The sequence below is a fragment of the Nodosilinea sp. AN01ver1 genome (assembly GCF_050565655.1).
In the GTDB taxonomy this organism is placed as follows: Bacteria; Cyanobacteriota; Cyanobacteriia; order Phormidesmidales; family Phormidesmidaceae; genus Nodosilinea.
The window spans coordinates 1-25,080 of the sequence record NZ_JBNXVS010000023.1 but is presented as its reverse complement, the minus strand read 5'-3'; the positions used below and the strand labels follow the sequence as shown (position 1 = coordinate 25,080).

The following is a 25,080-nucleotide window of genomic DNA, read 5'->3' as shown; positions in this document are numbered from 1 at the left end:
GTGCCATGATTTTTCCCGCCTTTGAGCAGTTTCAGGCTTATGCCACTCAGGGTAACTTTGTGCCGGTCTACCAGGAGTGGCTGGCCGACCTAGATACGCCTGTGTCGGCCTGGTATAAGGTGTGCGCCGGCCAGCCCTACAGCTTCTTGCTGGAGTCGGTAGAGGGGGGTGAAACCCTGGGCCGCTACAGTTTTTTGGGCTGCGATCCGCTGTGGGTTTTAGAAAGCCGGGGCGACCAGTCAACCCAAACCCACCGCGACGGCAGCGTTGTCGAGCACGCGGGCAACCCCTTCGACACGCTGGCCGCCTGCCTCGCTCCTTACCATCCGGTCAAGCTGCCTGCCCTGCCTCCCGGTATTGGCGGCCTGTTTGGCTTCTGGGGCTACGAACTGATCCGCTGGATCGAGCCGACGGTACCAATCTATCCGCTGAATGACGGCGATCTGCCCGACGGCCTGTGGATGCAGGTCGATAGCCTGCTGATCTTTGACCAGGTGCAGCGCAAGATTTGGGCGGTGGCCTATGCCGACCTGCGCGAGCCGGGGCTAGACATGCAGGCAGCCTACCAAGGAGCATGCGATCGCGTTCAGCAGCTGCTTCACAAGCTCACGCTACCGCTGACTGCGGCCCCAGCGGCGCTGCCCTGGCACCCCCCCTCCAGCAGCACGCCCGCTGTGGCCTATACCAGCAACCGTACCCCTGCTGAGTTTTGCGCCAGCGTCGAACGGGCTAAGGCTCACATCCAGGCTGGGGATATCTTTCAGGTAGTAATCTCCCAACGGCTGAGCACGACCTACAGCGGGGATCCGTTTGATCTGTACCGATCGCTGCGGCAGATCAACCCCTCCCCCTACATGTGCTACTTCAACTTCTACGACTGGCAGCTGATTGGCTCCAGCCCTGAGGTCATGGTCAAGGCCACCCTGGCTGACGACCCCGACCAGCCCCGCGTTGCCACCGTGCGCCCGATCGCCGGTACCCGCCCCCGCGGCAAAACCGCCGCCGAAGACACCGCTTACGAACACGATTTGCTGGCCGATCCGAAGGAACGGGCTGAGCACGTCATGCTGGTTGACCTGGGCCGCAACGATCTGGGCCGGGTTTGCCTCAGCGGCACCGTGCAGGTCGACGAGCTGATGGTAATTGAGCGCTATTCCCACGTCATGCACATTGTCAGCAATGTGGTAGGCCAGCTCAGCCCCAGCAAAACCGCCTGGGACTTGCTCAAGGCCTGTTTTCCGGCGGGTACCGTCAGCGGCGCGCCCAAAATTCGCGCCATGCAGATCATTCACGACCTGGAGCCCTGTCGTCGCGGCCCCTACTCCGGGGTCTACGGCTACTACGACTTTGAGGGGCAGCTCAACACCGCCATTACCATTCGCACCATGGTGGTGCAGTCGCTACCCGAGGGTGGCCGCAGCGTTGCCGTCCAGGCTGGGGCCGGTCTCGTCGCCGACTCTGTACCAGAGCTGGAATACCAGGAAACCCTCAATAAGGCGCGGGGTATGCTGGAGGCCATCCGCTGTTTGGGTTAGCGAGTCAAAAATCTTGAATTATAGCCAGAGTCACCGGGGGTAGGACATCGATAAAGCCTAAAAACGCTCAAACGTTTGAACGCTATCTGACAGGCGTCCTATACCCAATTGGCTACAGCGATAAAACAGGCCCTTGAACGGGCGAACAACTCGGTGCCCCTACTAACCAGTCAGGGGTATGCAACCAAGCTGTCGGTACAGTGCCCTACAAACAGCCCTCGGCCCAGGTGACGGAGGGAAACTGCCCAGCCCGAAACTGCGTAACCTGGCCCTGGTCGTTGGTTTCAAACACCAGCCGATAGACATCCTCGCCGGGGTCTTGAGGCGTAAAGATAATTGTTTTACCGAGGGTGGCAGGGTTACTAGTGGCCTCTAGCTGCTGACCGTAGACCCGAACCAGGTCTCGCTCAGTTGAGCCAATTCTGATACCGCTGCGGGTGCTTGTCAGGCTGCCTGGCCAGACATCGACGCGCAAAATCTGATCGTCAATCGCCATCAGACCCAGGGGTTCGCTGTAGTCCCGAATGCTGTAGTACTGGCACTGGCCCTGACTAGCTTCGGCAATAGCTACGAGTTTGAGCCCTTTGGCCCGGAGGTCCTCTATGCTCATGCCAATGCGAATGGGGCCAAGGCCGGTGGTCTTGAGCGGGGCGGCCAGTAGCTCCAGAGTGGGTGCCCGATCGGCATCGGCTCCGGGGGCCAGGGCGATCGCCCGCTGCATAACCCGTAGCGAGTTGAGTGGGACCAGCACGCCATCGAGCAGCGTACTGGCCTTGGGGCGGTAGTAGAACGGTTGCTTGGGTGCAGCAGTGGTCTGACCGTAAGTCGCCTGGGCCGCTGGCCGCTGGCCGTAGCCAACCGCCGCCAGGCCTACAATAGACGCAGTTGCGGCGATCGCTGCAACCGCTCCCAAGCGTTTTTGTCTACCTTTGACCATTACTCCTAATCCGGTGGGTGAACTCAAGCTAATGTGTGACCAGCAGGGGCACGACTCCCCCGAAACGGGATCGTAAACCAGCGCCCTGGACTAAATTAGCCCCAAATCTAGCACTAGAAGGGCCTAAACCCTAGGCAAGAATTATCATAATGGGCAAGTCCAGTCAATATTGTGACCGGCTGCTCTAGTTTAGCAGTAGCCGCCTACTGCCCCTAATGCCGCCACCCCTTCAACCCTTGTTTCGCCCATTGCCCCGATCGAAGCGCTCATCTAGGACAAAGCCCGGTGCTCGGTGGCGGCGGTTGGCACCTGCTGGGCTGGCGGCGATCGCGGTCATCTTAGCCCTGGTCACCGCAATCGCTAAATATCCCTTCCGGGCAAAATCTACCCTGGTACCCGTGGCCTCCATTGGTCAAGCCCGTGGTCTACGGGCTCTGTTCAACCGCAGTAAACGCCAAAGCCCGCCGTTGACGGTACCGCTGCCGATGCTGCCTCGCCCTCTGCCACCCCAGCAGGCCTGGCCCGACCTGCCGCTGGTGCAGGGGCAGTCCGATTTCACGGACCTCAACAGCGAGCACTGGGCCTGGCCAATTTTGAACGATCTGAACCAGCGAAACGCGATCGCGGGCTATCCCGACGGCACGTTTCGTCCCGCTGACCCCGTGAGTCGAGCCGAGTTTGCAACTCAGCTCGCCCAGCTGTTTAACCTGCCTGTGGAGCGATCGCGGCTGAAGGGAACCACTCTCTACACCGATATGCCCCCCGGCCACTGGGCCTACGGCAACGTACAGCAGGCCGTACAGATGGGGTTTCTTAGCGGCTATCCCGACGACACTTTTTTGCCCGACCAAGCCATTAGCCGCATTCACGTCATTGTGGCTTTGGCCAACGGGCTACTGCTGAAATCTAGCCGCAGCCCGACGACAGCACTTGAGCCCTACAGCGACCAAGACCAGGTGCCGCCCTGGGCGCTTGTCTCGCTAGTAGCAGCCACAGAGGCAGGACTGGTAGTCAACTACCCCGATCGCAACCAGCTTGCCCCCAACCGAATCGCCAGCCGGGCCGAGGTCGCGGTTATGCTGCACCGAGCACTGGTCTATACCGGCACCCTGCCAAATGTGCCGTCCCCATACGTGGTAGGGCTGCCAGAGTCTCAGTAACAGCGCTAACTAAAATGAAGGTAGAGAAATTCCGTCTAGCCCATCCTGCTCTAGGGTGGGTAGCTCCAGGCGCTGGCTGCGGCGAGTCCGCATGGCCAGGCGGTAGCTCACGCTCTGAAGTTCAGCCTGAAGCTGTCGATTTTCGCGCTGAATCTCGGCGACCCGCTGCTTGACGGCGGCCATGCGATCGGCAAACTTCTGCCGATAGACCGTGGGCAGCTCCTGCACCACCTGCTCCAGCATACGGGTGCGATCGGTGAGTTCCTGCACCGTCTGCCGCAGCTGTAGCACTTCGCTGTCTCGCTCTTCGAGCTGCCCCTGGTAAAAGTCAATTTGCTTTTCGACGCCGCGCAGCTGGTCGCGCAGCGCCGACATCTCGGCCTGGTGCTGCTCAGACACTTCGGGGCTGGGCACAAACCCAGCGTTGCCCTTAACCAGCCGAAACAGCTCCTGCGAGAGCTGCTGCACCAGCTGATCACGAATAGCTAGCTCCGACTCAAGCCGGGCGATCTCTGCCTGCTGTTCGTTCATGTCTGAATATGAAGACTGCGCCACGAGACTACTACTCCCACACCTACAACTAAACCTACTACTCGATGCCCCAAAGCCTGAACCACCCTTCGGCTTTTAACCGGGCTGAGGAACAGCCGGGTTAAAAGCCGAAACCGGCCTGATCAGGCCCAGATTAATCAGGGTGGATGAGTTGCTGCTAATTTATAGCACCTGTCAGGAAAGTTGGCACAATAAATTTTGGCACAATAAATTATGGCGCTGGCCCGGCAACTGAGGGTTGACGCTGAACTGGCTACTGAATCAGGATTTTTGCATCCCGATTCAGTACAGGCATTCCGTAAGTGTCCACACCACAATGCCACCAACACAGTGGCGCTGGTCGGTCTCACCCTTGGGGCAGACTGACCAGCGCCACTGTGTGACTATTGCTTGGGTAGTATACTGGCAACCAGGCAATTATTCTTCTTCGCTGGCAGCAGTAACGGCAGCCTCTTCCACCGGCTCCTCGACCTCAGCGGGCAGAGGTTCGTCAGACTCTTGCTTAACCGTCAAAAATCGAATAACTTCGTCGCTAAGGCGCATAGCTCGCTCTAAAGGCGCGATCGCGGCCCCAGGCCCAGTGTAGTTCATCTGAATATAGATGCCCTCGCGGTTGCGGTCGATTTCGTAGGCGAGGCGGCGCTTGCCCCGGTGCTGGGTTTCTAAAATAGAAGCGCCCTGATCCTTCAGCATGGTCTGGTATTTGCCAATAGTGGCATCAATGGCCTCGTCGTTGAGGTCGGGCCGCAGAATGTACATGGTTTCGTACATGTAAGCTCTCATGAAAACTCCTTATGGACATAGTGGCCTTTAGCAGCCAAAAATGGGCATAAATAAGCGCTAACAGCGATGCCGCCAGGCGCTTACCCACGCCCTAGGTATTGGCGCAAAGACAAGGATCTACAATCATACCAAGAATTAGCAGGCCCAGAGTTAGAAAATCAAGAGTTAGAAAATTATGGCGCAACGCTACGTTAGGGTTCAGTCTCAAACCGGGCAGCTGCACTATGGGCTGCTGCGCCCCGATCGCAGCGTGCAGGTGCTCGACGCGCCGCCGTGGCTCCAGGGGCAACCCACCGAGGTTGAGCTATTGCCCGGCAGCTACGACCTGCTGGCCCCCTGCGCTCCCTCTAAGGTGGTGGCCGTTGGCAAAAACTACCCCGACCACGCCGCCGAGATGGGAACCGCAACCCCCTCTGAGCCGCTGCTGTTTATCAAACCCTCTACCGCGGTGACGGCAGCGGGTGCCCCCGTCTACTACCCCAACCAGTCTGGACAGGTTGACTACGAAGGCGAACTGGCGGTGGTCATTGGCGATCGCTGCGCCCACGTGCCCCCCGACGAGGCCCGCGCCAAGATTTGGGGCTACACCATCGCTAACGACATCACCGCCCGCGACCTGCAAAAACGCGATGGTCAGTGGACGCGGGCTAAAGGGTTTGACACCTTTTGCCCCCTAGGACCATGGATTGTGCGCGAGCTTAGCCCTGGAGCCAGGCTGCAAACCTTTCTCAACAACCAGGAAACGCCCGTGCAGTCTGCCTCAGTCGACGAAATGACCTTCAGCCCCGATTACCTGGTGGCCTACATCAGCGAGATTATGACCCTGCTGCCGGGAGACGTAATTTTAACCGGCACCCCCGCCGGAGTGGGGCCACTGACCGTAGGTGATCAGGTCAGGGTGGCGATCGAAGGCATAGGCACGCTCGACAATGTCGTGGCGCTAAGGCCCTAGCGTACCTGCATATGTACCGCTTCAGAAATGGTTGGAATTTCGGCATAGAGACCGCGAAAGGTCTGCACGAGGGAAAAGCCAACTGAAATGAGCATGCCTAGAAACAGCACATTAGAGAGGGTATTAAACAGCAGTTCCCCAAACACGCTGGGGTCGAGCAGGCTGAGAATGAGGCTAAACACCGCCAAAATAATGCTCAGCAGAATCGCCTGCATCGTGTTGAAGCGAATGAACCGGCTGATATTTTCGTTGCGTACCACCAGCAAAATCAGCGCAAAAAACACGATCAGCCCAAAAAAGGGAATGGTCCGCTCTAGGGTGCCGTAGACCGTAATCAGCGGAGCCAGAGGCAGCAGCAAAAACCCAAACACCGGAAACTGGCTAATCAGCTGCAGGCCGTAGGGTAGCCCAGCGGTAACCGGCAAAATATAAGGCAGGGCCGCCAGAATGCGATCCAGAATAGTAGGGTTGGGGGAACTGCTCCAGGTCATGAATTTTCTCCAGACAAAACTCTAAGGGCTACCGGGCTATAGCCTTACCATATCGTAAATCTATAACTTGCCGGAGCAGCTCAGGTCGTGTCATCGATTCTGGCCACGAGCCTTACTCCATCAGTGCTGCCACGCCTGGCCCAAACACAAGCTTTCCTGTGTTGGTCTTGGGGACGCTTAGCCCCTTCCAGTCCTTTCCCGTCTACTCAATATCGGCGACTCGAAAGCCCATTTGGCACTCAAACTGGGTCGGCTGGGTTTGGTCTAACCCCGCCACCCGTCGACCACAGCGCAGTACCCCCTGCTGCCAGCGGGGCTGACCGTGGCGATCGGCCATCAGGCAGTTACAGCACACTGTCTGGGGTGAAATTAGCTGGCTATCCGTCATCATGACCAACATCGCGGTTACCTCCCGTGGGCCAGGGTTAACCTGATCTTTTCCTAATCTTAGAATGCCCTACAGAAGCTGCTGTGTGCTGGCATACGCAATCAAACGCAAACGGGCAAAGCTACCTCCTGTCAAGTAGAGGTGGCCTTGCCCGTTAGGCGTTAGCGTCTAGCCCACGGCATTCCAGAAACAGGACCTGACTCAGAATGAGTATCCTTTCAGGAATCGCCGCCCACTATTCTTTGGCGTTACTGACTTCTCGCGACTCAGAAGCCGGACCTTTGCGCTTTTTAGGTAGCGGCACACCCCGCTCAGACACCTCGGCATCGCTGCTGTGGTGCTCCCGCTGCCAGGCGGGTACAGTCTGGTCGTAGGCCATTTGCAGCGCCGCCGCCGCTACGGTACGCAGGTCGTACTCCTCGCTGAGCTGCGATACAATCGGCAAAAACGATGCCAGCCGCTCGCTCGTAATCGCCTCACGCACCTGGCTGCGCAGCCGCTCCAGGTTACGGGCGGCAATTTCAGCCCGCGTAGGGATTTTCATCAGGGTCATGGGCTGCTTAGTGTGGCGCTCAATCTGCCGCAGCTTGTACTTCTCCAGGGGTGTGACCAGAGAAATGGCCACCCCATGCTTACCGGCCCGTCCGGTACGGCCAATGCGGTGGACGTAGTTTTCCATCGCGTCGGGCATGTCGAAGTTAATCACGTGGGTGAGGTCATCGACGTGCAGACCACGGGCGGCGATGTCGGTAGCAACAACCAGCTTCACCTGCTGCTGACGGAACCGCATCATCAGCCGCTCGCGCTGAGACTGGCTGAGGTCGCCGTGGTACTCGTCAACGCTGTAGCCTGCCGCCTGGAGCTGGCGGGTGAGGTCGCCAGCGGTGCGGCGGGTGCGCACAAAAATAATGGCGGTCTCGGGGTCTTCCAGCTCCAGAATGGGCTGGAGCGCGCGCACCTTGGTCCAGCCGCGCGGCACGATGTAGCTCACCTGCTGAATTTGCTTGGGTGAAGCCTTGGGCGACTGCACCGTCACCGTCACTGGGGAGTGAAGATACTTGGTGGCCAACTCGCGAATTTCGGGGGCCATAGTGGCGGAGAAAAAGGCGGTTTGCCGATTGGCTGGGGCCTTGCTGAGAATTTTTTCGACGTCTTGAATAAAGCCCATGTTAAGCATTTCGTCGGCTTCGTCGAGCACCAGCCAGCCCAGGCCTTTGAGCGACAGGCTGCCCCGGTTGAGCAGATCGAGCACGCGCCCAGGGGTACCTACCACAATCTGAGTACCCCGATTGAGCTGCTCCTGCTGCCGCTCGATGGACTGCCCGCCGTAGAGAGCCAGCACCTTGGGACGACCGCTGATGCGAAAGCCGCGCATGGCCTGACAGACCTGAATGGCCAGTTCGCGGGTGGGGGTGAGCACCAGGGCCTGTACGGCAGGGTTGCTGGAGTCAACCTGCTCCATGAGCGGGAGCGCAAAGGCGGCGGTTTTGCCGGTGCCGGTCTGGGCCTGACCAATTAGATCGCGCCCCGAGAGCAGATGGGGAATGGCCTCCGCCTGAATGGCCGTGGGTTCTGCGTAGCCCATGCTCTCTAGGTGGGTAACGCGGGCTTCTGACAACCCCAGGCTAGTAAACGATAAGGTCATAGTGATTCCTCGGGACGATGGACAAAGGGTATGGGTCAAACGGGTGTGGGCAGACCTCAGGGGGCCAGGCTCAGCGAAGGCTCTAGCGCTGGGGCTACAGGGACAACTTCACCAAACAGGTCGTAGGTATCGGCGGCGGTAATGGCAACGGGCACGATCGCGTTGAGGGGTGCGGCCCCGCTCACGTAGACCAGGCCGTCTACCTCAGGGGCGAAGCGGGCCGATCGTCCGAGCGCCATGCCTGTGGCCGGGTTCTCCTGCTCGATTAGCACATCGACCACGCGACCAATGTGAGCCCGGTTGTGCTCCCAGGCGATCGGCTGCTGGGCCAGCATGAGGATTTCACGGCGGCGATCGCGCTCGGCCTCGGGCACCTGGTCGGGCAAATCGTAGGCCGGGGTGCCCTCCTCGGCAGAAAAGCTAAACACGCCCACGTGGTCAAACCGATGCCGCTCAACAAAGGCCAGCAGATGCTCGAAGTGGGCCTCGGTTTCGCCTGGAAAACCGACGATGAACGTCGTTCGCAGCACGGCCTCGGGCAAAGCCTCTTTGATGCGGTGAATGACATTGTCGTTGACCTGACCCTGCCAGGGGCGGTTCATGGCCCGCAGCACCTCGGGGTGCGAGTGCTGCAGCGGCAGATCGAGGTAGGGCAGCACATTGGGGGTTTCGCGAATGGCGGCGATGACCTCAGGGGTGAGCCCGGTGGGGTAGGCGTAGTGCATGCGAATCCAGGGTACGTCTACTTCGCCCAGGGCGCGCAGCAGATCAGCCAGACGGGGCTTGCCGTAGAGATCAAGGCCGTAGTTGGTGGTGATCTGGGAGATCAGCACTAGCTCTTGCACCCCTTCGGCGGCAAGCTGGTGGGCTTCGGCCACAATCGACTCGATGGAGCGCGATCGCTGGTTGCCGCGCAGGTGCGGAATGATGCAGAAGGCGCAGCGGTAGTCGCAGCCCTCGGCCACCCGCAGGTAGGCCACGCTGGAGGCCGTAGTACGGTAGCGGGGCACCGTTTCGTCGGCAATGTAGGTGGGCTCGGGCGACACCAGCTTCACCCGTTCGCCCGCCTCGGCCCGCTCGATCACTTCGACAATGCGGTTGTAGTCGCCAGTGCCGACCAGGGCGACTGCTTCGGGGATTTCTTCCAGCAGCTCGTGCTGAAAGTGCTGAGCCAAGCAGCCCGTAATCACCACTTTCTTTTGGGCGGCGGCTAGCTCAACTAGCGTGCGCACCGACTCTTCCCGCGCCGCTTCGATAAAGCTACAGGTGTTGACCACCACGTAGTCGGCCAGCTCCTCGTTGGCGTCGACCTGGTAGCCAGCCTGCACTAGCAGACCCAGCATGTGCTCGGTATCAACCCGGTTCTTTTCGCAGCCCAGGTGGTTGAATGCAACCGTTGGCTTTAGCCCCATGGTGTCCTTTGTGTCTCGTATAATCTAATGAACACGCCAATTCTGCCAAAAGCTTGGGGTGGGTAACTCAACCGCCTTCAGGCGATCGCGCAATACGCTAGCAAACGCTGACATTCCTAACGACACACCCTGACATTACAGCTCAGGCATCCATCAATCCTGTGTTGACGAATTGCCCAGCAAATATTTTGGCCAGCGGCACCAGGGGGCAATACAAATTAACACTCATAAATAATACAACACAAAAGCAAGGGGTGTCCTAAATCGAGCCCCAGGGGTTGATATGCTGATAGGGTGGGTTGGCGTTTGTCGTGGCTGGTGCTGCGATGAGCTAAAATCTGCCACTGTTCTTTAACGTTCTGCGAGTCCAGGCAAAATTCACGTGGACTTAATCGAAGTCTTCAACACCCATAACCCGGTCATTGGGGTTCTACACCTCTTGCCCCTGCCCACCTCACCCCGCTGGCAGGGGGATTTACAGGCCGTTGTCGATCGCGCTGAGCAAGAGGCTACGGCCCTCGCCTCGGGCGGTGTCCACGGCATTATCATCGAGAATTTCTTTGACGCCCCCTTCACCAAAGGTCCCGTTGACCCGGCGGTGGTCAGCGCCATGGGCCTGGTGGTGCAGCGCCTGCAAACCCTGATTACGGTACCGCTGGGCATCAACGTGCTGCGCAACGACGCCCGCAGCGCCCTGGCGATCGCCACTTGCACCGGGGCCGCCTTCATTCGCGTCAACGTGCTGACCGGGGTGATGGCTACTGACCAGGGACTGATCGAGGGCTGCGCCCACGACCTGCTGCGCTACCGCAAAGAGCTAGGCAGCTCAGTGAAAATTTTGGCCGACGTGCTGGTCAAGCATGCCCGCCCGCTGGGATCGCCCAACCTGACCACAGCTGTGCAGGAAACTCTGCACCGGGGGTTAGCTGACGGCATTATTTTGTCGGGCTGGGCTACGGGCAGCCCCCCGAGCCTCGAAGATTTGGAGTTGGCCAAGGCGGCAGCGGGCGATCGCCCCGTTTTCATCGGCAGCGGAGCCGATGTTGACAACATTGGCACCCTAATGAAAGCCGCCGATGGCGTAATTGTTGCCAGCTCTCTCAAGCGCCAGGGCGACATCAACCAGCCCATCGACCCGATTCGGGTGGGGCAGTTTGTCGAGGCAATGCAGGAAGGCCTGCAGGCCCTAGAGGGTACGCTGCCGTTGCCGACCATGGTGCGGTCTTAGGGATGCTGTCTTAAAGAAAATGACATTCTAGAAATGATGGACTGGGGCTCGCCAAGGGCCTGGCTGACCACCCTAAGGCCTAGGCATTAAGATAGACACGGGGTTAGACACGTTTTAGCAAGCGATTGGCTACCCTGGTTGAACATTTAGAGTTTGGGTCAATTGTTGTGGAAGAGAGACGCATCATGAGACGTCGTCGTCAGGAGAGCCGTTGGATTCATCGCTGGTCGCGCTGGCTAGTGGCTGGCATTGCCCTAATTGGTGCCCTGGGTACAGGCTATCTAACTATTGCTAAGCTGACGGGCGGCGGAGCCTGCCCCACAGAGGGGTGCGATCGCGTGCTCTCTAGCCCCTGGGGTACTGTCTTCGGCCTGCCCCTGACGCTATTTGGCTTTCTGGCCTACGGCACCATGCTGGTGATGGCCGTTGTGCCTCTGCTGGTCAATGCCGACCAAAACAAGGCTTTGCGCCAGAAGCTCGAAACCTGGACCTGGCCGCTGATGTTTATGCTGGCCTCGGCCATGCTGGTGTTTAGCGGCTACCTGATGACGATACTGGCCTTTGAACTACAGGCCGTCTGTCCCTACTGCATTGGCTCGGCGCTGTTTGCCCTCTCCATGTTTGTGATTATCTTGCTGGGCAACCGCTGGGACGATCTGGGCCAGCTTGCCTTTATTGGCCTGATTGTTGGCGTAGTGACGATTGTCGCTACGCTGGCTATCTATGCCCCCATCAGCGCTGGCAACAGCCCCAGCGCCGATGTCGCGGGGCAGGCCGGGCCACCCATTACCACCGCCTCTGGCCCTGCCGAAGTCGCCCTGGCCAACCACCTCAACGACATCGGTGCCACCATGTACGGTGCCTGGTGGTGCCCCCACTGCCACGATCAAAAGCAGCTATTCGGGGCTGAAGCCGCCCAGACCTTCAACTACGTTGAGTGCGCCGAAGACGGCCAAAATCCTCAGCCTGATCTGTGCCGCTCTAAGCCCGAGATTACCGGCTTCCCCACCTGGGAAATCAACGGTGAGTTTTACTCGGGCACCCAGAGCCTGGCGCGATTGGCTGAGCTCTCGGGCTACAGCGGGCCAACCAACTTCCAGCGCTAGCCGTTTGATCTCGACTCTGCATCACAATACCCCGATCTAAAACCGATACCCGGTAGGTGCATAGCCAATGTCCCTACATACGGGGGCAATAAATAAAAGAGGGTGCATCACCGCTGGCTGGTGATGCACCCTTTCTGTTTTGAGGTTGATGGAACTAGCTAATTGCGCTAGGCCGCTTGCCAAATTTCGCGCACTTTGCCTTCCGGTAGCCACTGGGCCACGGCCTCAATGCGGTCTTGGGACAGCTCATCTTTGGTGGCTGAAAATACGGCAGAGACTACGATTTCTGCATTGACCGTTTTGGGTACACCACCTTCGTTATCTACCCGCGTCAAAAACAGCTTGGAGTCAATACCGATAGGGGCTGGCCCTTTCAGCGGGGGGCGAATGCGGCTCAGCAAGCCCACAATGGGATTCCTGTCTTTCCAAAGATCAGCCACCTCCATTTGGAGGGCTTTTTCGTCGGTTGGCAGAGCAGAGTCGTGCAGTTCTGCCTGCACTCGGTCAGCCTCGGCTGTTGACATCACGTCGCGCATAACGCGAAAGACTGTTTCAGTAATATCCCGCGCATCGTAGATATCGGGCAGGCCACCCTTGACTTTGACCTTTTCGAGAAAAGGAGTGTGCTCGGTAATCAGCGGCACTCTCGGCCCTTTATCCAGATCCTTAGGCGGGTTCTCCTCCATATCCTTCAGCATGCTTTTCCCCTTTTCGGTGAGGGTAGCTCGCTTGAAGGTAATCAGGTGGGGCAGGGGGCCATCTTCAGCACCATAGGTGTTGGCCACGCGAAAGCCGACCTCGTCTGAATCCACCACGCTGGGCACATCTTCTTGATTGCCGTAGGCATTGCCGGTGAATTCGGCATCGATGTACTGCCGCTGGTTTAGATAGTCTAAGTGACCCAGCAGGTCAGATTTGGTTAACCCCAGACCGGTGAAATCGGTGGCAGAAAAATTGATGTCTCTCTGCCCGTCGCCCTGGTTAAATTCGTCGATTTTTCTGAGAATAATGAACACTGCGTCGTCGCGGATAGCAATTGGCATACGGCCTCCTTTGAAATGAAGATATAGGTTAGTCAGCGTCGCTGCCGGTAGCCCGGCCACCATCGCTACTCTTCGACGTACATGGGGGGTTCAACAGGGAAGTTATCAAGTCTGCCAGACTCATCGATCACGAATCCGTGAGATGTAGGCAGCGTGCCCTCTTCTTGGGCCGCGTAGTCTTCGATTTGCTGCTGGTTTTGCTCTACATCCACGTTGGATGGAATTTTTTCATCGGCGGGGTTGACGTCGGTTGACTGCGCGGTTTGCACAGCCCACTGGTTGCCGGGAGCGCCACGGCCAGGCTCAGCTTCTTTGGGATTACCGACCTGCTGAGGCCGAGTCTTGTCGTCAGTCATAGGGGCTAATGGTTAGTTACAACTGTCGCGGTGCTGAGGCCCGCCGATCGCCCAGGGCGATCGCTTGCTGCCAGCAACTGCGACATTTCTCAGACAAGCTAACGTGGCCACCGCAGCGCACAACACTGTCGTTGGGAGCAGTTCATACCTATTCGCCTTCCGCCTTTAGCCAGATCTTGACGTGACGTGCTATCCCCAAACTGCCTGTATTGCTGGGCCTAATCTTGTTTTGCTCAGCCGCGCGATCAGCGGGACCAGACGTAGCCCAGGTCGTCGATCGCAAGCGGGGTATCGGGAAAGTCGCGCTGGGTAAACTGACGCACCAGCACCACGCCGCCGAAGTGATCGTCGAGGTAGGGCACACCGTTGCGATCGAGGGCGACAGGAATAATGCGGCCGCTGACGAAGTTGCCCTGGCTATCCAGATTAGTCTGCAAGATCAGCGACGTACCAAGAGGACCGACCGTTGAGAGGCTGCGGTAGCCCAAAAAGTTGCCCAGGGAGTAGGCGATCAGTTTGCCGTTGTACAGTTCCAGCGCACGCGGAACGTGGGGGCCGTGGCCCAGCACCAGGTCGGCCCCGTGGTCGATGACGGTGCGAGAGAAGCGCACGACGTTGCCGCGATTTTCGGAGTAAAACAGCTCGTCCTGGTCGCGGGTGACGGTGGCGTCGGTGCCCTCTTTGCCCGCGTGAAACGAGACAACAACCATGTCGGCCTGCTGCTGGGCGGCATCTACCAGGGCGATCGCGCCCTCCAGATCCTGCACCCGGTTGTGCTCTGCATAGTTGCTAAAGCCAATAAAGGCCACCCGTTGCCCCTGGGCTTCGACCACGACAACCTCGCCCTTGCGGCCCACGGCCTTCATTCCCGCCGCTTCGATATGGGCAATGGTGTCTTCAAAGCCCTGCTCAAAAAAATCCATCGAGTGGTTGTTGGCCACGCTCAGCACGTCGAACCCAGCCGCCCCCAGCACGCTGGCGTACCAGGGCGGGGTGCGAAAGGCAAAGGTGTTGGCGCTAGCCGTGTTTTTGGCGCTGTGGGGTACCTCGGTCAGGGTGCTCTCAAAATTGCCAAAGGTAATGTCGGCATCGCCCAGGTGGTACTGAATGCCGCCAAACAGGTATTGCCACTCGTCGGGCAGTCGGTAGCGCTGGTAGTCGGTGCCGGGAATGATGTCGCCGACTGCCTTAATGGTGAGGGCAACTGGCGCGGTTAGGGGCGGTGAGGTGAGACTGGCCGCCCGCTCATCCAGCCGCAGGGATTGAATGGGCTGGGTGGAAGCAGCGGGTTCTACCGACGTTGTGGCCGCCGAGACGGTGACAACTGCGGCTGGGTCAGCGGCACGCTGGTTGTAGCGCCACTGGGTAACCCCGGCTGCCAGCCCAAAGCTCAGTACGATCGCACTCGGTAGCACCACCCACCGCCAGCGGCGATCGCGCTGCCAAACCGTATTTGGTTCTAAAGCAACAATCGGTGCTACAGTCAGCGCCACGGGTTTAGCCTGATCACTAGCCGCTACCGCCGGGTCAGGCACAGTAGCCTGTGGTGTCGAGATCGCAGGCCGTTTAGGCTGCAGGTCAAAGACGTACTGCCAGCGGTTGAGCAGGCGCTTGTCGGTGCCGTCGACCACTTTGAGTTGGGTGATGGTTTCCAGGCCCAGCGCGCTCACGGCAGCGTGAATGCATGACAGATAGCGCTCCAGCAGCGGCGGCTCGGCCTGGGTGAGAAAAATGTAGAGAGTGCGATCGCGGCGAGAAACCTCCACCCGCACCTGGCGATCGTCGATTGCGTTACGAATTAGTTGAGCAATGGCCTGCAAAGACGGATCTTCGGCAAACGGGCCTGAAGTTTCAGCCCGATTCTCGGCTGATTCAGTCAAATCGGTAGTATTCACCAGAAAGAAGCATCCTGCGCTCCGCTACGCTCAATAATACTGCCAGAGCCGATTTTTTGGCCGATGTTCCACATTTGCCAAAAAAAGACCCCGCTAGCAAGACACCAGCGGGGCAAGAGTGGGTTTGTGTGGAACGCTATTGAACGCTAACGAGTGAACGCTAGAACCGCAGAGCTACTGCTCTATCGAGACGACGTGATATCGCGGTAAAGACCTTTGCGACGCGATGCCTTGGTGCTTCGCGATCGCAGCGGCAGGCCAACCCCAGCCAGCCCCAGCAGCCCCAGTGCCGATTTAGCGCCAGGTCGCTGCATCATAGCCTGAGGTTGAGCTTCGGTAGCCTGATGAGGCTGAGGGGTTTGACGGTACTCTGCCCCGGCCAGCGAAAGCAGCCCCGCCACAATAAAAGCGCTGAGGTGGTTTAGCGATTTATCGACCGCAGGCACCTCGTAGTGGGTTTTAAAGGTTCTAATCAAAAACCAAATGAACAGCCCAACGCAAATTAACAAAAGAATAGTGTTGATAGCCGGGCTGTTAGCAAAGGTGTAAATGGCACCTCCGGTCGGGCCATCAATGGCCCCCTCAAACTCTTCGTAGGTAGAGAATGGACTTGACATGGCACTTGCTCCTCAAAGTTTTTAAGCACTCTGTCAAACTACGCATCTAAAGCCTTATGAATGGTTGCCTCAGGCACCATGGAGGGCATCGTAGAGTGACCGTTTTGCTCAGGCAAAATCGAATATTCTGGATAGCCACCGATACCAAAGTCAGCAAGGTCTAGACCGGCAATTTCTTCGGCTTCAGAAACGCGCAGCATACCCAGTTTTTTGAGCACGAAGCTAACGCCATACCCAGGGACAAAGCCCAGCAGGATAGAACAGATCAAGGCCCCAATTAGCTGGGCTCCAAAATTAATAGCCGGAACGCCCTCAGGCTGAGGATAACCAGCGGCAACAATACCTACCATCAGGGCTCCAAACATACCGCAGTAGCCGTGCACCGCAAACGCGCCAACAGCATCGTCAATACCGGCTTTTTCAATGGCGTTGCCCACAAAAGGCATCGTGTAGGCCCCGATAAAGGCTAGCAAAATAACAACCGCCGGGCTGTAGAGGTCCATGCCTGCCCCCACAGAAATAATCCCGGCCAGACCGCCCGAGATGGTGTAGAACGGATCAGCTTTTGACCCCATGTAGGCCCCCACCAGACCTGCCGACAGGGCCAGGGTGGTGTTGACTCCAATGGAGGACAGCGTCATCGGCGTGCCGTAGATGGTGATCGCGCCGGTTTGGCCCGGCACAAAAATGACGCAGGCGGCCAGGAAGGCGTAAAAGCCGACAAAAATCAGCATCAGCCCCACCATGGTCAGGGGCAAATTGTGGGGCATAATGACGCGCGGCTTGCCCTGGGCATCGAATTTACCGATGCGGGGGCCGAGGTTAATGAGCACGCCCAGCGCGAAGAACCCGGCGACAGCGTGAAGCACGGCAGAGCAGCCAAAGTCGTGATAGCCCATTTGGGTAAAGAACCAGCCGTAGGGGTTCCAGCCCCAGGCAGCGGCCACGACCCAAGTGAACGAGCCCAGCACAATGGCCAAAATACCGTAAGCCCCAATCTTGATGCGTTCAATGACGGCACCAGACAAAATCGAGGCGGTGGTCATGGCAAACAGCGCAAAGGCAAACCAGAACACGCCCGTCAGGTTGTCGGCAAGGTTTGGCCCCAGAGCAGGCGACCAGGGGTAAGAGGCCTGAACAAGCCCCAAAACGTCACCCACGACCCCATCGGCAGCCGGGTCAGTCCAGGGGCCAACGATGCCGCCCTGGAGCGGAAACAGCGGAAAGGCGTTGTAGACCCACCAGCCAAAGAAGAAAAAGGTTAGCCCCACCAGCGATAGGGTCATCAAGTTTTTGACCATAGTGGCCAGAACGTTTTTGGAGCGGGCTGCGCCACCTTCATACGCTAAAAAGCCCACGTGAATTAGCACCATGAGCACAGAGGCCCAGTAGTAGTAAGACTCTGAGACAAAAGTTGCTAAAAACTCTTGCGATTCAGGAGACATAGATCACTCCTAGCTATCAACTAAGTTGTACGAGAACACTGACTCAAATGGAACGACCAACCTGTGAACTACAAGCGGGCTAAATAGGTGGAGAAAACTGGCTAGTGCGGTCAGTTCGCTGCGCCAAGGGGAAGCACTGCGATTCACTTGGAGGACTTATTGAAGCTGGAACAAAGCCAGACCTAAACAGACCACATCCAAGGCCAGAAGGAAGGCTTGCCGAGAGAAAACTCTGTATCCTGAGCTGGTCTTGGCATAACTAAGTTAGTCGAGACAATTTAACTAACTTGTTATGTCAAGAGTGTGCAATGCAACCTAGGTAAAGGCTGTAGTGAGCGATACTGAACTGCAGTTGAGCGACTGAATCGTAGCCCAAAAACCTTTAAATTGGTGGCGGGCCAGGTGTAATTCCAACGCAGAATTTTCCCCTAAAGGATGGTGCCAAACCAGCACTGCAATATTGCCTATTTGAATCGGCACGGCACAGTGCAGGGGTAACGGGAAAAGTCGATGAGGTGCCCGAACTGTAGCCAGTGCCGCGATCGCAGGCAAATTCTCCGCTGGTAGGGCGATCGCCCCCAGCCAATCGAGCTGCTTGACCCACAGGTTGAGGTTGAGGGCTGCGACCTGCTGATCAAAAGGTCCTGAGTAGGTGACGCGAAAGTTGCGATCGCACAGCCGCAGCACCGCACAGGGCAACCCATCCAGTTTGGTCTCCATCGACTGAAACGGTGCCAGGTGATCTACCTGCTCGCCAAACAAGGCTCGCGCGGCCACCAGACCATCGGCTCCCGCCATATCCCAGGGCTGCAAGACTGTGAATTTGTTCATATTCGCACCCGGCTTTTAGTCGGGTCAAAGGCCGCCAGCGGTCCCACCGTGGCCCGTACCCGGCGCTTGATCCCATCCAGCAGGCCGACCTCAACGATCGTTCCCGGTTCGGCATACTCAGGGACGACCTGGGCCATCGCAATGCTGGCATTGAGCATGGGCGAAAACGTGGCGCTGGTAATCTGCCCCACTCGCCAGCGTTCTCCAGCCGCAAATACCGATTGCCCGTGGGCGACCACCTCAGGCCCCTTCAGCACCAGCCCCACGGCTATTTTGGGGGGATGACGGCGGATCTCCTCCAGCGCTGCTTTGCCGATAAAGTCGGGCTTTTTCATCGCCACGGCCCAGCCAATGCCCGCCTGGTAGGGCGAGGTCAAATCATCAAACTCGTGGCCCATGGCCAGCAACCCGGCTTCGATACGGGCGCGATCGAGCGCCTTCATGCCCAGGGGCAGCATGGCCAACGGCTTTCCCGCCGCCAAGAGAATTTCCCAAAGGGCCGCGCCTGGCTGGGGATGCACAAACAGCTCATAGCCCAGCTCCCCGGTGTAGCCCGTGCGGGAAATCAGCACCGGAATGCCGTGAATCTGGGCTTCTATAAAGTTGAAGTAGCCCAGGTCTACAACCTCTGGCACCAGGGTTTTGAGAATGTCGCGGGAGAGAGGACCCTGCAGGGCAAGATTGTGCAGGCGATCGCTGACTGCCTCCACCGTCACCGACCAGGTCTTCTCCTGAGCTATTTTTCGCAGCCAGTCGCCATCGGTGTCGCAGTTGCCCACGTAGCGGTAGCGGGCGGGGCCAAAGCAAAACACAATGCCGTCATCCACAATGCCGCCGTGGGGGTTGAGCAAACAGCCGTAGGCCGCCTGCCCCGCCGCGACTTTTTCTAAATTGCGCGAAAAGGCATACTGCAAGAGCGCAAAGGCATTTTTACCATGAATATCAAACTTGCGCAGGGCCGAGAGATCCATCAGCGCCGCCCGCTGGCGCAAGGCCCAGTATTCGGCCTGGTCGCCCTGGTGGGCAAAGCTGCGCGGCACCCAAAAGCCGTTGTACTCAAGTAAATCATCCGTGAGCTGGCGAATATTGGGGGTAAAGGCGCTGTCCTGGGTCAGGCGCAGGGGCAGGTCTGCCGCCACCCGCCGCCCGATCGCTTTTGCAAAGGTTTGCCCTGCCGCATAAACGCGCACATGAACGGGTGTTGGGTGCCAACCATTGGCCGGGTCAATATCGTCGGGGCAAGCCGAACTGGCGCAGAGCAAATCTTGATGGGCCAGCAGCAGCACGTAGTCACCAGGGCGCGAGAGCGGTTCTTCGAAGCCGATCGCCCCGTGGCCGTCAATGCTGGTGTTGTAGAAAAAGTTAAGCGCCGGCCAGCCGGAGCGCGGCGCAATGCCGTAGGGGGCCAGCAATCGGTTGAAATTGTCGCTACAGCTGGGGTGGCCGGGGTAGCCCGAGTCTTCGTAGTAGCGAGCGGTGCAGGCGAGCAAAAAACTGTCGTGAGCGCCGCAGGTATCCTGCACCACCTCCACCAGCGGCTGCATTGATTGCGAAAAGACCTTGCTGGGCAGCCCCGCCTGAGGTACCGCTAGTCCCGTTAGGGTGCGGGTCACGGTGGCATCGAGTGGGTCATGGTAGCGATCGCCGCCAAAGGCCAAAAAGTCGGAGCACTGGGAGCCTTCGACATCAATAATTTGGATGTGTTGCCCAGCGGTGACGGGGTAGGCAACGGCATCCCCCGCCGCAACGCGGTACTCCGCCACCACCTCGCCCAGGGGCGGCGGAATATCGGTAAACGGTTCAGTTGGTGAAATCTTAAGTGCAGTTGTCATAACAAGATTGCACCAAATGCTAACCGCCGCCGCAGTGGTGCAGACTACAGAACCCGGTCGATCTCATGCTGGCGGCGATCGCTCATTTTTATGTGCAGCGCCTGCCACGCCCTTGAAAATGAATGGCGCACTTTTTGGGAGCAGGCGTGAATGGGGGCGGTTAAGCGTACCTAAAGATTAGAGCGTTTCCACAGCCAGGGTAGCGATAATGGACTCAGCAGCGAGGGAGTCTCAAGCATGCGGGAGCGATTCAAGCAGTGGTCGTCAAAGAATAGGATCAGCAGATGGTGGGTGATGGGGGCGATCGCCACTCCAGTTTTTCTCTGGGTGGTGTGGTTGATACTCCCCGAGCGTAGTCTTCCGCTAGAGCACGATCGCCTATCCCACAACGAAACAATAACCCTTGCTCACCCCTATCGTGACACCCTCATCGGCGGTTTTGGGGCGATCGCAACGGTTGCCGGTGGAGCCGTGCTGCTTCTCAGTTCCCGCACGGCTAGCAAAAATGCAGAGACAGCCAACCTCAGGGGGGCCAACCTCATTGAGGCCAATTTCAGCGGTGCTGACCTCAACGGGGCCGACCTCAGCGGGGCCAACCTCAGCGGAGCCAACCTCAGCGGCACGAACCTCAACGGGGCTGACCTCAACGGGGCCAACCTCAACGGGGCCGACCTCAGCAGTGCTCAGCTCAGATACGCCAACCTCAGCAATGCCGACCTCAGATATGCCAACCTCAGCAGAGCCGATCTGAGACATGCCAACCTCAGCGGGGCTGACCTCAACTGCACCCTACTCATCGACGCCAACCTCAGCGATGCTAACCTCAGCGGGGCCTTGCTGTTTTTTATCAATTCACGAGAAACTCTAAATCTTGAACCAATTCAGCTAGAGGCGAAACAGTCGCCTTTTTTGTGTAACGTTGCACTGCCTGATTATTCGAGCCGACCAGACGTAAATCCCGATCGCGACTGCGCTCGCATTCCTCAACTTTTGAGCGCTCGCTATGATATTTCCCTCGAAGAGGCTCAAGAGATAGTCTATGAAGCTCGACAACACCAGTGGGATTAACGTCAAACTTGTCGTTGGAGCATTCCATACCCGTAGAGAGCTTGTCTATTTTGTCAGACAAACTTTGCATCTGGGCTGATAATCCCTCAATGGTGGGATCTTGATTCGACGTTGTGGTCATTTTTGCGGCAGCACCCCAGCGCCTCCAGTATTCCCATAGTACGTCATGGGTACTGGAGGCACGTCTCCTGCATCAGTTGCAGCAGCTGTGTTTGCTGGCGGCTGGGGGTACGTCGTTGGCGGGGTTTTCGTCGAAGAAGTTCAGCGGCTTGAGCATAAAGCCCACGTAGGCCGTGGGCATCACCGGCCAGTCCTCAGCGCGGGGAATGTGCGTATGGGCAAAGGTGTACCACACCACCAGGTCGGTGTTGGCGACAGAGCGATCGGCCTCGGTCCACTTGGGCAGCCCTTCACCACCGGGGTGCTGGTTGGGGTAGTTGCCCGCCGGGAATTTTTCGTCGGGGGCGTAGGGGGTCACCCACAGGTGCTTGGTCATGTAGGTGGCGCGCTTGGTGACGCTGGCATGGGGGCGGGCCAGGGGCAGGGTGTTTTCACCGGGCATCAGCTTGTAGGCGGTGGGGTAGCCCATCGCGTTGGTCTCATTGGGGTTGACGATCTTCCAGTAGCGGGCCTTCATGGGGTCGATCAGCCGCTGAGCCTGCTGCTCGGTGGCGAGCAGGGTGGATTTGGCGTAGAACGCGTTGCCGTAGGGGTTGAGGGTTTCGTCTTCTTCGGGCTCTACATCCACCTCGTACACCGAGTTCTGCATGCCGTCAATGCACATATCCATGCGCACGTTGAAGATGTGCTGGTGGGCGGGGGCGTAGAGCTGCGGGGCGATCAGGGTGCCGTACTTGGGCACTTCGCCGGGGGGCACGGCGGCGGTGCTAAGCATACCCGTCAGCTTGACCTCGTACTGAATGGTGCCGTCCTGGTAGAAGTACCAGAAAAAGCCGTACTCGTAGTTGCCCACGGTGGCAATGAAGGAAACCACCAGGCGGCGCGATCGCCTCACCTCGGTCTCTTCGGTGCGCCAGTCCACATGCTTCCAGAGAATGCCAAAGTCCTCTTCGTGGAGGCAGACGGCGTGCTCGATCTGGGCCACCTCGCCGCGCGAGTTGGTCATAAAGGCGTCGAAGTAGTAGATTTCGCCCAGGCAGTCGCAGCCCAGCTTGAGGGAGTTGGCCAGGGTGCCGACGCCGTACTCGCCCACGTCGAAGGCGTTTTTACGGTAGTGGTGGGGCTGGGGGTCGCCGTAGGGCACGGTCATTTCAGCTAACGAGGCGCGGTAGAGAATGGGCCGCTCTTCGCCGCCGTCGGTGTAGGACACGGTATAGAGCACCAGCCCTTCGCGGGGGGTGAAGCCGATGCGCATCTTCCACTTTTGCCAGCGAATCTCGTGGCCCTCGACGGTGAAGCTGGGGCCTTCGGGCTGGATGATTTCGAGCGGCTTGAGGTCGGTGCGGAAGTCTTTGACGTACTCCTGGGAGTAGTTGGCGGCGTTGGGGGGCAGGGGCACCACGCCGTGGTCTTCGACCCGGATCACCTCCATTTTGTTAAGGTCAACCACGGGGATAACGCCTTCGATGGGGCGAGCGTAGCCGTTGTCGGTGGGGTTGGCCCGCACCCAGCACAGGGCGCGAGAGAGGCGCATGCCGTCTTCGTCCTCGATCCCGTAGTTACCGGCAGACCAGGGATCGACCATCACCAGGCTGGTGTCGGTAATGCCGCGCTTGGCGATCGCCTCAATGAACTCCGGGCAAGCCTTGACCGCATTCTCGCACTCCAGAAACTCATCCAGCATGATCGGCGGCTGCACGTCGGGGATCTGCTGCCACGAGATGACGCCGCCCTCGGTCAGCGACACGATCGCCTCGTAGGTCTGGGCCGTGGCGTTGTCGAGAATGATGGCGAAGGCTTCCCGCACAATGGCATCCCCCGGCCTAAACCCCATCACCGTTTCTTTGGCAGGCTCGTTGAGGGTGACGGTGGCAAACCGGGTGCTGGCCCCCAGCGACTTTTCCTCGCGCAGAATGGCGACGGCGGCGGCGATCTCCTCGGGGGTGAGGGGTTCGAGGGGGTGGGCAACGGCGATCGCGGTGGGTCGTTCTTGGGCAATGGTCATGGGATACGCTCCTGTGGGGTAGTTGGAGAGGGGTGGTGTCGGGGCGCACTGCTGTGCGCCCGTACCGGGCATGGGGAGATGGATGGAGTGGGGAAGGTGGGTTAGGCTTAGACGAATTTTGCTGGGCCGTTATCCTTTGGTTTGGCCGTAACCCACCGTTCGAGCAACAGGTAAAGGGAGCAAATCGAGGGGTGCGGACTTCTTCTGGTGGGCAATGCCCACCCTACGCGGCACCGACGGGGATAGGGGTAGCAGGTTTTTCCGCTTCTTCCAGATCGGCCAGCAGCGCCTCGGCCAGCTTGCGCTTGGCGTCGGCATCCATCTTCTTCAGCTCGTTGTGCAGCACGCGCTCGTTCACCGACTGGTTCCAGTAGTCGAGCGAGTCGAAGCCCAGCAGGGCCGACTTGCCGACGAACTGGCGCAGCACCTCATTGGTTGGCCCCATTACCCAGCCCGCCTTGCCGTCGCGCAGGTAGCGCTCGATCTCCATGTCCTTCTTAAAGCCAGAGCCGCCGCAGGCGTGGAGCATTTTGTCGCAGACCTGGGCCACATTCTTGGCCGCCTCGAACTTAATTTGCCAGTACCAGTGCAGGTAGGCAGCGCGGGGCAGGGCCGTCACATCGGCGTGGATCGCCCAGTCACAGCCGTTAGTGAGCTGATCCATCAATTGCCCCATCGAGAAGGTGAACATGCGACAGGCGCTGGTGTCCATGATCGCTTCGCCGAAATAATCTTGAATGGTGGGGTAGTCGGCCACGCGCATGCCCACATCCACGTGCTTTTTGCGGGTGACGTGGCCCCTGGCGATGTCGATCGCCCCCAGGGCAATGCCGTTCCAGCAAGCCGACGAGCACAGCAAAAAGAACGGGTCGACAATCTCGTCGTTGCTGGCGGTGCCGTCGCCTTCGGGGCCAACCATGCGATCGCGGGGCACCGTGACCCCATCCACCAGCAGCGTGCCCGACTGGTTGCCGCGCAGGCCTAGGGCATCCCACTTGTGGGGCTCGGCCTGCACCTCGGCGGCATAGATCAAAAAGCACGACAGGTCTGAGAAATCGCCGTCGAAGTGGGGGCTGGTAGTCTGCACAATGTACCAGTCGGCAAACCCCGCCGAAGTCGTCCAAGAAGCTTTCTTATTGACCTGCCAACCGTCCGGGGTGGCCGTCGCCTTCGAGGACACTGGATACCAGAAGTGCGACCCCGTCTCCGGGTCGGAATAGGACAGAGTGCCGATCAGCACCTCGCTATCCAGCCGCTTCAGCAGGTTTTGCAGTTCAGGACTTTCGTGGGCGCGAAACAGGGCCGCCGCCACCGCCCCCAGATGCATGGTGTAGCACATCGCCGTGCTCGGGCAGCCGTAGCGAGCAATAGTTTCCACCACCATGGCGGCGCAGACGTGGTTTTCGCCCAGCCCGCCCCATTCTTTTGGTACGAACAGACTGAGCAAACCCAGCGAGGCCAGCGCCTCAAAGTTGGCGCGGGGGTAGATCAGGCCGCGATCAGAGGCGATCGCATTGGGCCTGAGCACCGCCGCACACAGCTCGATCAGCTTCGCCTGAAGTTCCTGCTGCTCCGGCGTTAGCAGCCACTGAGGGTCAAAATCTTCGCTCAGGCCGGTAAAGGGAAGGCCGTTCCAGGTTTTGGTGGACATGGGGGTCTATGGGTGGATGGGTAGGGGG

The 25,080-nt window shown here is 58.8% G+C and carries 22 protein-coding genes; 6 read left to right on the top strand and 16 right to left on the bottom strand.

Features of this window, described 5'->3' with window-relative positions:
• Positions 1 to 5: 5 nt before the first annotated feature.
• Positions 6 to 1,535, top strand: coding sequence for an anthranilate synthase component I family protein (locus tag ACQ4N7_RS17555; RefSeq protein ID WP_430712794.1), 1,530 nt, complete (start codon positions 6 to 8; stop codon positions 1,533 to 1,535).
• Positions 1,536 to 1,740: 205 nt separating this feature from the next.
• Here the strand turns inward: ACQ4N7_RS17555 and ACQ4N7_RS17550 are convergent, their stop codons facing one another.
• Positions 1,741 to 2,472, bottom strand: coding sequence for a hypothetical protein (locus ACQ4N7_RS17550; RefSeq protein ID WP_430712793.1), 732 nt, complete (start codon positions 2,470 to 2,472; stop codon positions 1,741 to 1,743).
• Positions 2,473 to 2,774: 302 nt separating this feature from the next.
• On the opposite strand from ACQ4N7_RS17550, the gene ACQ4N7_RS17545 reads away from it, so the two are divergent.
• Positions 2,775 to 3,632, top strand: coding sequence for an S-layer homology domain-containing protein (locus ACQ4N7_RS17545; protein WP_430712792.1), 858 nt, complete (start codon positions 2,775 to 2,777; stop codon positions 3,630 to 3,632).
• 9 nt (positions 3,633 to 3,641) lie between these two features.
• Here the strand turns inward: ACQ4N7_RS17545 and ACQ4N7_RS17540 are convergent, their stop codons facing one another.
• Both ACQ4N7_RS17540 and rpsF read right to left on the bottom strand, forming a co-directional pair.
• On the bottom strand, positions 3,642 to 4,187 hold the full coding sequence (locus tag ACQ4N7_RS17540; protein WP_430712791.1) for an Npun_F5560 family protein: 546 nt from the start codon (positions 4,185 to 4,187) through the stop codon (positions 3,642 to 3,644).
• A 414-nt stretch (positions 4,188 to 4,601) separates the two neighbouring features.
• Positions 4,602 to 4,967 (bottom strand): 30S ribosomal protein S6, encoded by a 366-nt coding sequence (rpsF, locus tag ACQ4N7_RS17535; RefSeq protein ID WP_430712790.1) that lies wholly within the window; start codon positions 4,965 to 4,967, stop codon positions 4,602 to 4,604.
• Positions 4,968 to 5,142: 175 nt separating this feature from the next.
• Here rpsF and ACQ4N7_RS17530 point away from each other — a divergent pair, with 175 nt between their 5' ends.
• Positions 5,143 to 5,919 carry a fumarylacetoacetate hydrolase family protein gene (locus ACQ4N7_RS17530; RefSeq protein WP_430712789.1) on the top strand — a complete coding sequence of 259 codons (777 nt, stop codon included), beginning with the start codon at positions 5,143 to 5,145 and terminating at the stop codon, positions 5,917 to 5,919.
• Here the strand turns inward: ACQ4N7_RS17530 and ACQ4N7_RS17525 are convergent.
• From ACQ4N7_RS17525 to rimO, 4 genes are all read right to left on the bottom strand, one after another.
• Positions 5,916 to 6,410, bottom strand: a complete 495-nt coding sequence (locus ACQ4N7_RS17525) for a Tic20 family protein (RefSeq protein WP_194052492.1) — start codon at positions 6,408 to 6,410, stop codon at positions 5,916 to 5,918. The two genes, ACQ4N7_RS17530 and ACQ4N7_RS17525, sit on opposite strands and share 4 nt — an antisense overlap.
• Positions 6,411 to 6,612: 202 nt before the next feature.
• Positions 6,613 to 6,810, bottom strand: coding sequence for a hypothetical protein (locus tag ACQ4N7_RS17520; protein WP_430712788.1), 198 nt, complete (start codon positions 6,808 to 6,810; stop codon positions 6,613 to 6,615).
• Between the two features lie 223 nt (positions 6,811 to 7,033).
• Positions 7,034 to 8,443, bottom strand: coding sequence for a DEAD/DEAH box helicase (locus tag ACQ4N7_RS17515; RefSeq protein ID WP_430712787.1), 1,410 nt, complete (start codon positions 8,441 to 8,443; stop codon positions 7,034 to 7,036).
• A gap of 56 nt (positions 8,444 to 8,499) precedes the next feature.
• Positions 8,500 to 9,855 carry a 30S ribosomal protein S12 methylthiotransferase RimO gene (gene rimO, locus ACQ4N7_RS17510; protein ID WP_430712786.1) on the bottom strand — a complete coding sequence of 452 codons (1,356 nt, stop codon included), beginning with the start codon at positions 9,853 to 9,855 and terminating at the stop codon, positions 8,500 to 8,502.
• 382 nt (positions 9,856 to 10,237) lie between these two features.
• Here rimO and btpA point away from each other — a divergent pair, with 382 nt between their 5' ends.
• Complete coding sequence (gene btpA, locus ACQ4N7_RS17505; protein WP_430712785.1) at positions 10,238 to 11,083, top strand: photosystem I biogenesis protein BtpA; 846 nt, start codon at positions 10,238 to 10,240, stop codon at positions 11,081 to 11,083.
• A gap of 185 nt (positions 11,084 to 11,268) precedes the next feature.
• Positions 11,269 to 12,189, top strand: coding sequence for a vitamin K epoxide reductase family protein (locus ACQ4N7_RS17500; RefSeq protein ID WP_430712784.1), 921 nt, complete (start codon positions 11,269 to 11,271; stop codon positions 12,187 to 12,189).
• Between the two features lie 167 nt (positions 12,190 to 12,356).
• Here ACQ4N7_RS17500 and ACQ4N7_RS17495 read toward each other — a convergent pair whose 3' ends face one another.
• The 7 genes from ACQ4N7_RS17495 to ACQ4N7_RS17465 all read right to left on the bottom strand — a co-directional run bounded on the left by ACQ4N7_RS17495 (position 12,357) and on the right by ACQ4N7_RS17465 (position 20,208).
• Complete coding sequence (locus ACQ4N7_RS17495) at positions 12,357 to 13,232, bottom strand: DUF2267 domain-containing protein (protein ID WP_430712783.1); 876 nt, start codon at positions 13,230 to 13,232, stop codon at positions 12,357 to 12,359.
• Positions 13,233 to 13,297: 65 nt separating this feature from the next.
• Positions 13,298 to 13,588 (bottom strand): hypothetical protein, encoded by a 291-nt coding sequence (locus tag ACQ4N7_RS17490; protein WP_430712782.1) that lies wholly within the window; start codon positions 13,586 to 13,588, stop codon positions 13,298 to 13,300.
• A gap of 245 nt (positions 13,589 to 13,833) precedes the next feature.
• Complete coding sequence (locus tag ACQ4N7_RS17485) at positions 13,834 to 15,468, bottom strand: CapA family protein (protein WP_430712781.1); 1,635 nt, start codon at positions 15,466 to 15,468, stop codon at positions 13,834 to 13,836.
• A 197-nt stretch (positions 15,469 to 15,665) separates the two neighbouring features.
• On the bottom strand, positions 15,666 to 16,100 hold the full coding sequence (locus ACQ4N7_RS17480; protein WP_430712780.1) for a hypothetical protein: 435 nt from the start codon (positions 16,098 to 16,100) through the stop codon (positions 15,666 to 15,668).
• Between the two features lie 38 nt (positions 16,101 to 16,138).
• Positions 16,139 to 17,545 (bottom strand): ammonium transporter, encoded by a 1,407-nt coding sequence (locus tag ACQ4N7_RS17475; RefSeq protein WP_430712779.1) that lies wholly within the window; start codon positions 17,543 to 17,545, stop codon positions 16,139 to 16,141.
• A gap of 315 nt (positions 17,546 to 17,860) precedes the next feature.
• Positions 17,861 to 18,376: a hypothetical protein gene (locus ACQ4N7_RS17470; RefSeq protein ID WP_430712778.1), complete on the bottom strand. Its 516-nt coding sequence runs from the start codon at positions 18,374 to 18,376 to the stop codon at positions 17,861 to 17,863.
• Positions 18,373 to 20,208, bottom strand: a complete 1,836-nt coding sequence (locus tag ACQ4N7_RS17465) for a DUF1989 domain-containing protein (RefSeq protein ID WP_430712777.1) — start codon at positions 20,206 to 20,208, stop codon at positions 18,373 to 18,375. Before ACQ4N7_RS17465 ends, ACQ4N7_RS17470 begins: the two co-directional genes overlap by 4 nt.
• Positions 20,209 to 20,445: 237 nt before the next feature.
• Between ACQ4N7_RS17465 and ACQ4N7_RS17460 the strand changes: the two genes are divergently transcribed.
• Complete coding sequence (locus tag ACQ4N7_RS17460) at positions 20,446 to 21,276, top strand: pentapeptide repeat-containing protein (protein WP_430712776.1); 831 nt, start codon at positions 20,446 to 20,448, stop codon at positions 21,274 to 21,276.
• 193 nt (positions 21,277 to 21,469) lie between these two features.
• Here the strand turns inward: ACQ4N7_RS17460 and ACQ4N7_RS17455 are convergent, their stop codons facing one another.
• Together ACQ4N7_RS17455 and ACQ4N7_RS17450 are read right to left on the bottom strand one after the other, a co-directional pair.
• A complete protein-coding gene (locus tag ACQ4N7_RS17455) occupies positions 21,470 to 23,401 on the bottom strand; it encodes a primary-amine oxidase (protein WP_430712775.1) in 1,932 nt (643 codons plus the stop codon).
• 223 nt (positions 23,402 to 23,624) lie between these two features.
• Positions 23,625 to 25,052, bottom strand: coding sequence for an acyl-CoA dehydrogenase family protein (locus tag ACQ4N7_RS17450; protein WP_430712774.1), 1,428 nt, complete (start codon positions 25,050 to 25,052; stop codon positions 23,625 to 23,627).
• Between the last annotated feature and the right edge of the window lie 28 nt (positions 25,053 to 25,080).

What these genes read in the sequence shown, in the direction of transcription:
- ACQ4N7_RS17555 (WP_430712794.1), top strand. Translation starts at nt 6, where the DNA reads ATGATTTTTCCCGCCTTTGAGCAGTTTCAGGCTTATGCCACTCAGGGT.
- ACQ4N7_RS17550 (WP_430712793.1), bottom strand. Translation starts at nt 2,472, where the DNA reads ATGGTCAAAGGTAGACAAAAACGCTTGGGAGCGGTTGCAGCGATCGCC.
- rpsF (WP_430712790.1), bottom strand. Translation starts at nt 4,967, where the DNA reads ATGAGAGCTTACATGTACGAAACCATGTACATTCTGCGGCCCGACCTC.
- ACQ4N7_RS17530 (WP_430712789.1), top strand. Translation starts at nt 5,143, where the DNA reads ATGGCGCAACGCTACGTTAGGGTTCAGTCTCAAACCGGGCAGCTGCAC.
- ACQ4N7_RS17525 (WP_194052492.1), bottom strand. Translation starts at nt 6,410, where the DNA reads ATGACCTGGAGCAGTTCCCCCAACCCTACTATTCTGGATCGCATTCTG.
- ACQ4N7_RS17520 (WP_430712788.1), bottom strand. Translation starts at nt 6,810, where the DNA reads ATGTTGGTCATGATGACGGATAGCCAGCTAATTTCACCCCAGACAGTG.
- ACQ4N7_RS17515 (WP_430712787.1), bottom strand. Translation starts at nt 8,443, where the DNA reads ATGACCTTATCGTTTACTAGCCTGGGGTTGTCAGAAGCCCGCGTTACC.
- rimO (WP_430712786.1), bottom strand. Translation starts at nt 9,855, where the DNA reads ATGGGGCTAAAGCCAACGGTTGCATTCAACCACCTGGGCTGCGAAAAG.
- ACQ4N7_RS17500 (WP_430712784.1), top strand. Translation starts at nt 11,269, where the DNA reads ATGAGACGTCGTCGTCAGGAGAGCCGTTGGATTCATCGCTGGTCGCGC.
- ACQ4N7_RS17495 (WP_430712783.1), bottom strand. Translation starts at nt 13,232, where the DNA reads ATGCCAATTGCTATCCGCGACGACGCAGTGTTCATTATTCTCAGAAAA.
- ACQ4N7_RS17490 (WP_430712782.1), bottom strand. Translation starts at nt 13,588, where the DNA reads ATGACTGACGACAAGACTCGGCCTCAGCAGGTCGGTAATCCCAAAGAA.
- ACQ4N7_RS17480 (WP_430712780.1), bottom strand. Translation starts at nt 16,100, where the DNA reads ATGTCAAGTCCATTCTCTACCTACGAAGAGTTTGAGGGGGCCATTGAT.
- ACQ4N7_RS17475 (WP_430712779.1), bottom strand. Translation starts at nt 17,545, where the DNA reads ATGTCTCCTGAATCGCAAGAGTTTTTAGCAACTTTTGTCTCAGAGTCT.
- ACQ4N7_RS17470 (WP_430712778.1), bottom strand. Translation starts at nt 18,376, where the DNA reads ATGAACAAATTCACAGTCTTGCAGCCCTGGGATATGGCGGGAGCCGAT.
- ACQ4N7_RS17465 (WP_430712777.1), bottom strand. Translation starts at nt 20,208, where the DNA reads ATGACAACTGCACTTAAGATTTCACCAACTGAACCGTTTACCGATATT.
- ACQ4N7_RS17460 (WP_430712776.1), top strand. Translation starts at nt 20,446, where the DNA reads ATGCGGGAGCGATTCAAGCAGTGGTCGTCAAAGAATAGGATCAGCAGA.
- ACQ4N7_RS17455 (WP_430712775.1), bottom strand. Translation starts at nt 23,401, where the DNA reads ATGACCATTGCCCAAGAACGACCCACCGCGATCGCCGTTGCCCACCCC.
- ACQ4N7_RS17450 (WP_430712774.1), bottom strand. Translation starts at nt 25,052, where the DNA reads ATGTCCACCAAAACCTGGAACGGCCTTCCCTTTACCGGCCTGAGCGAA.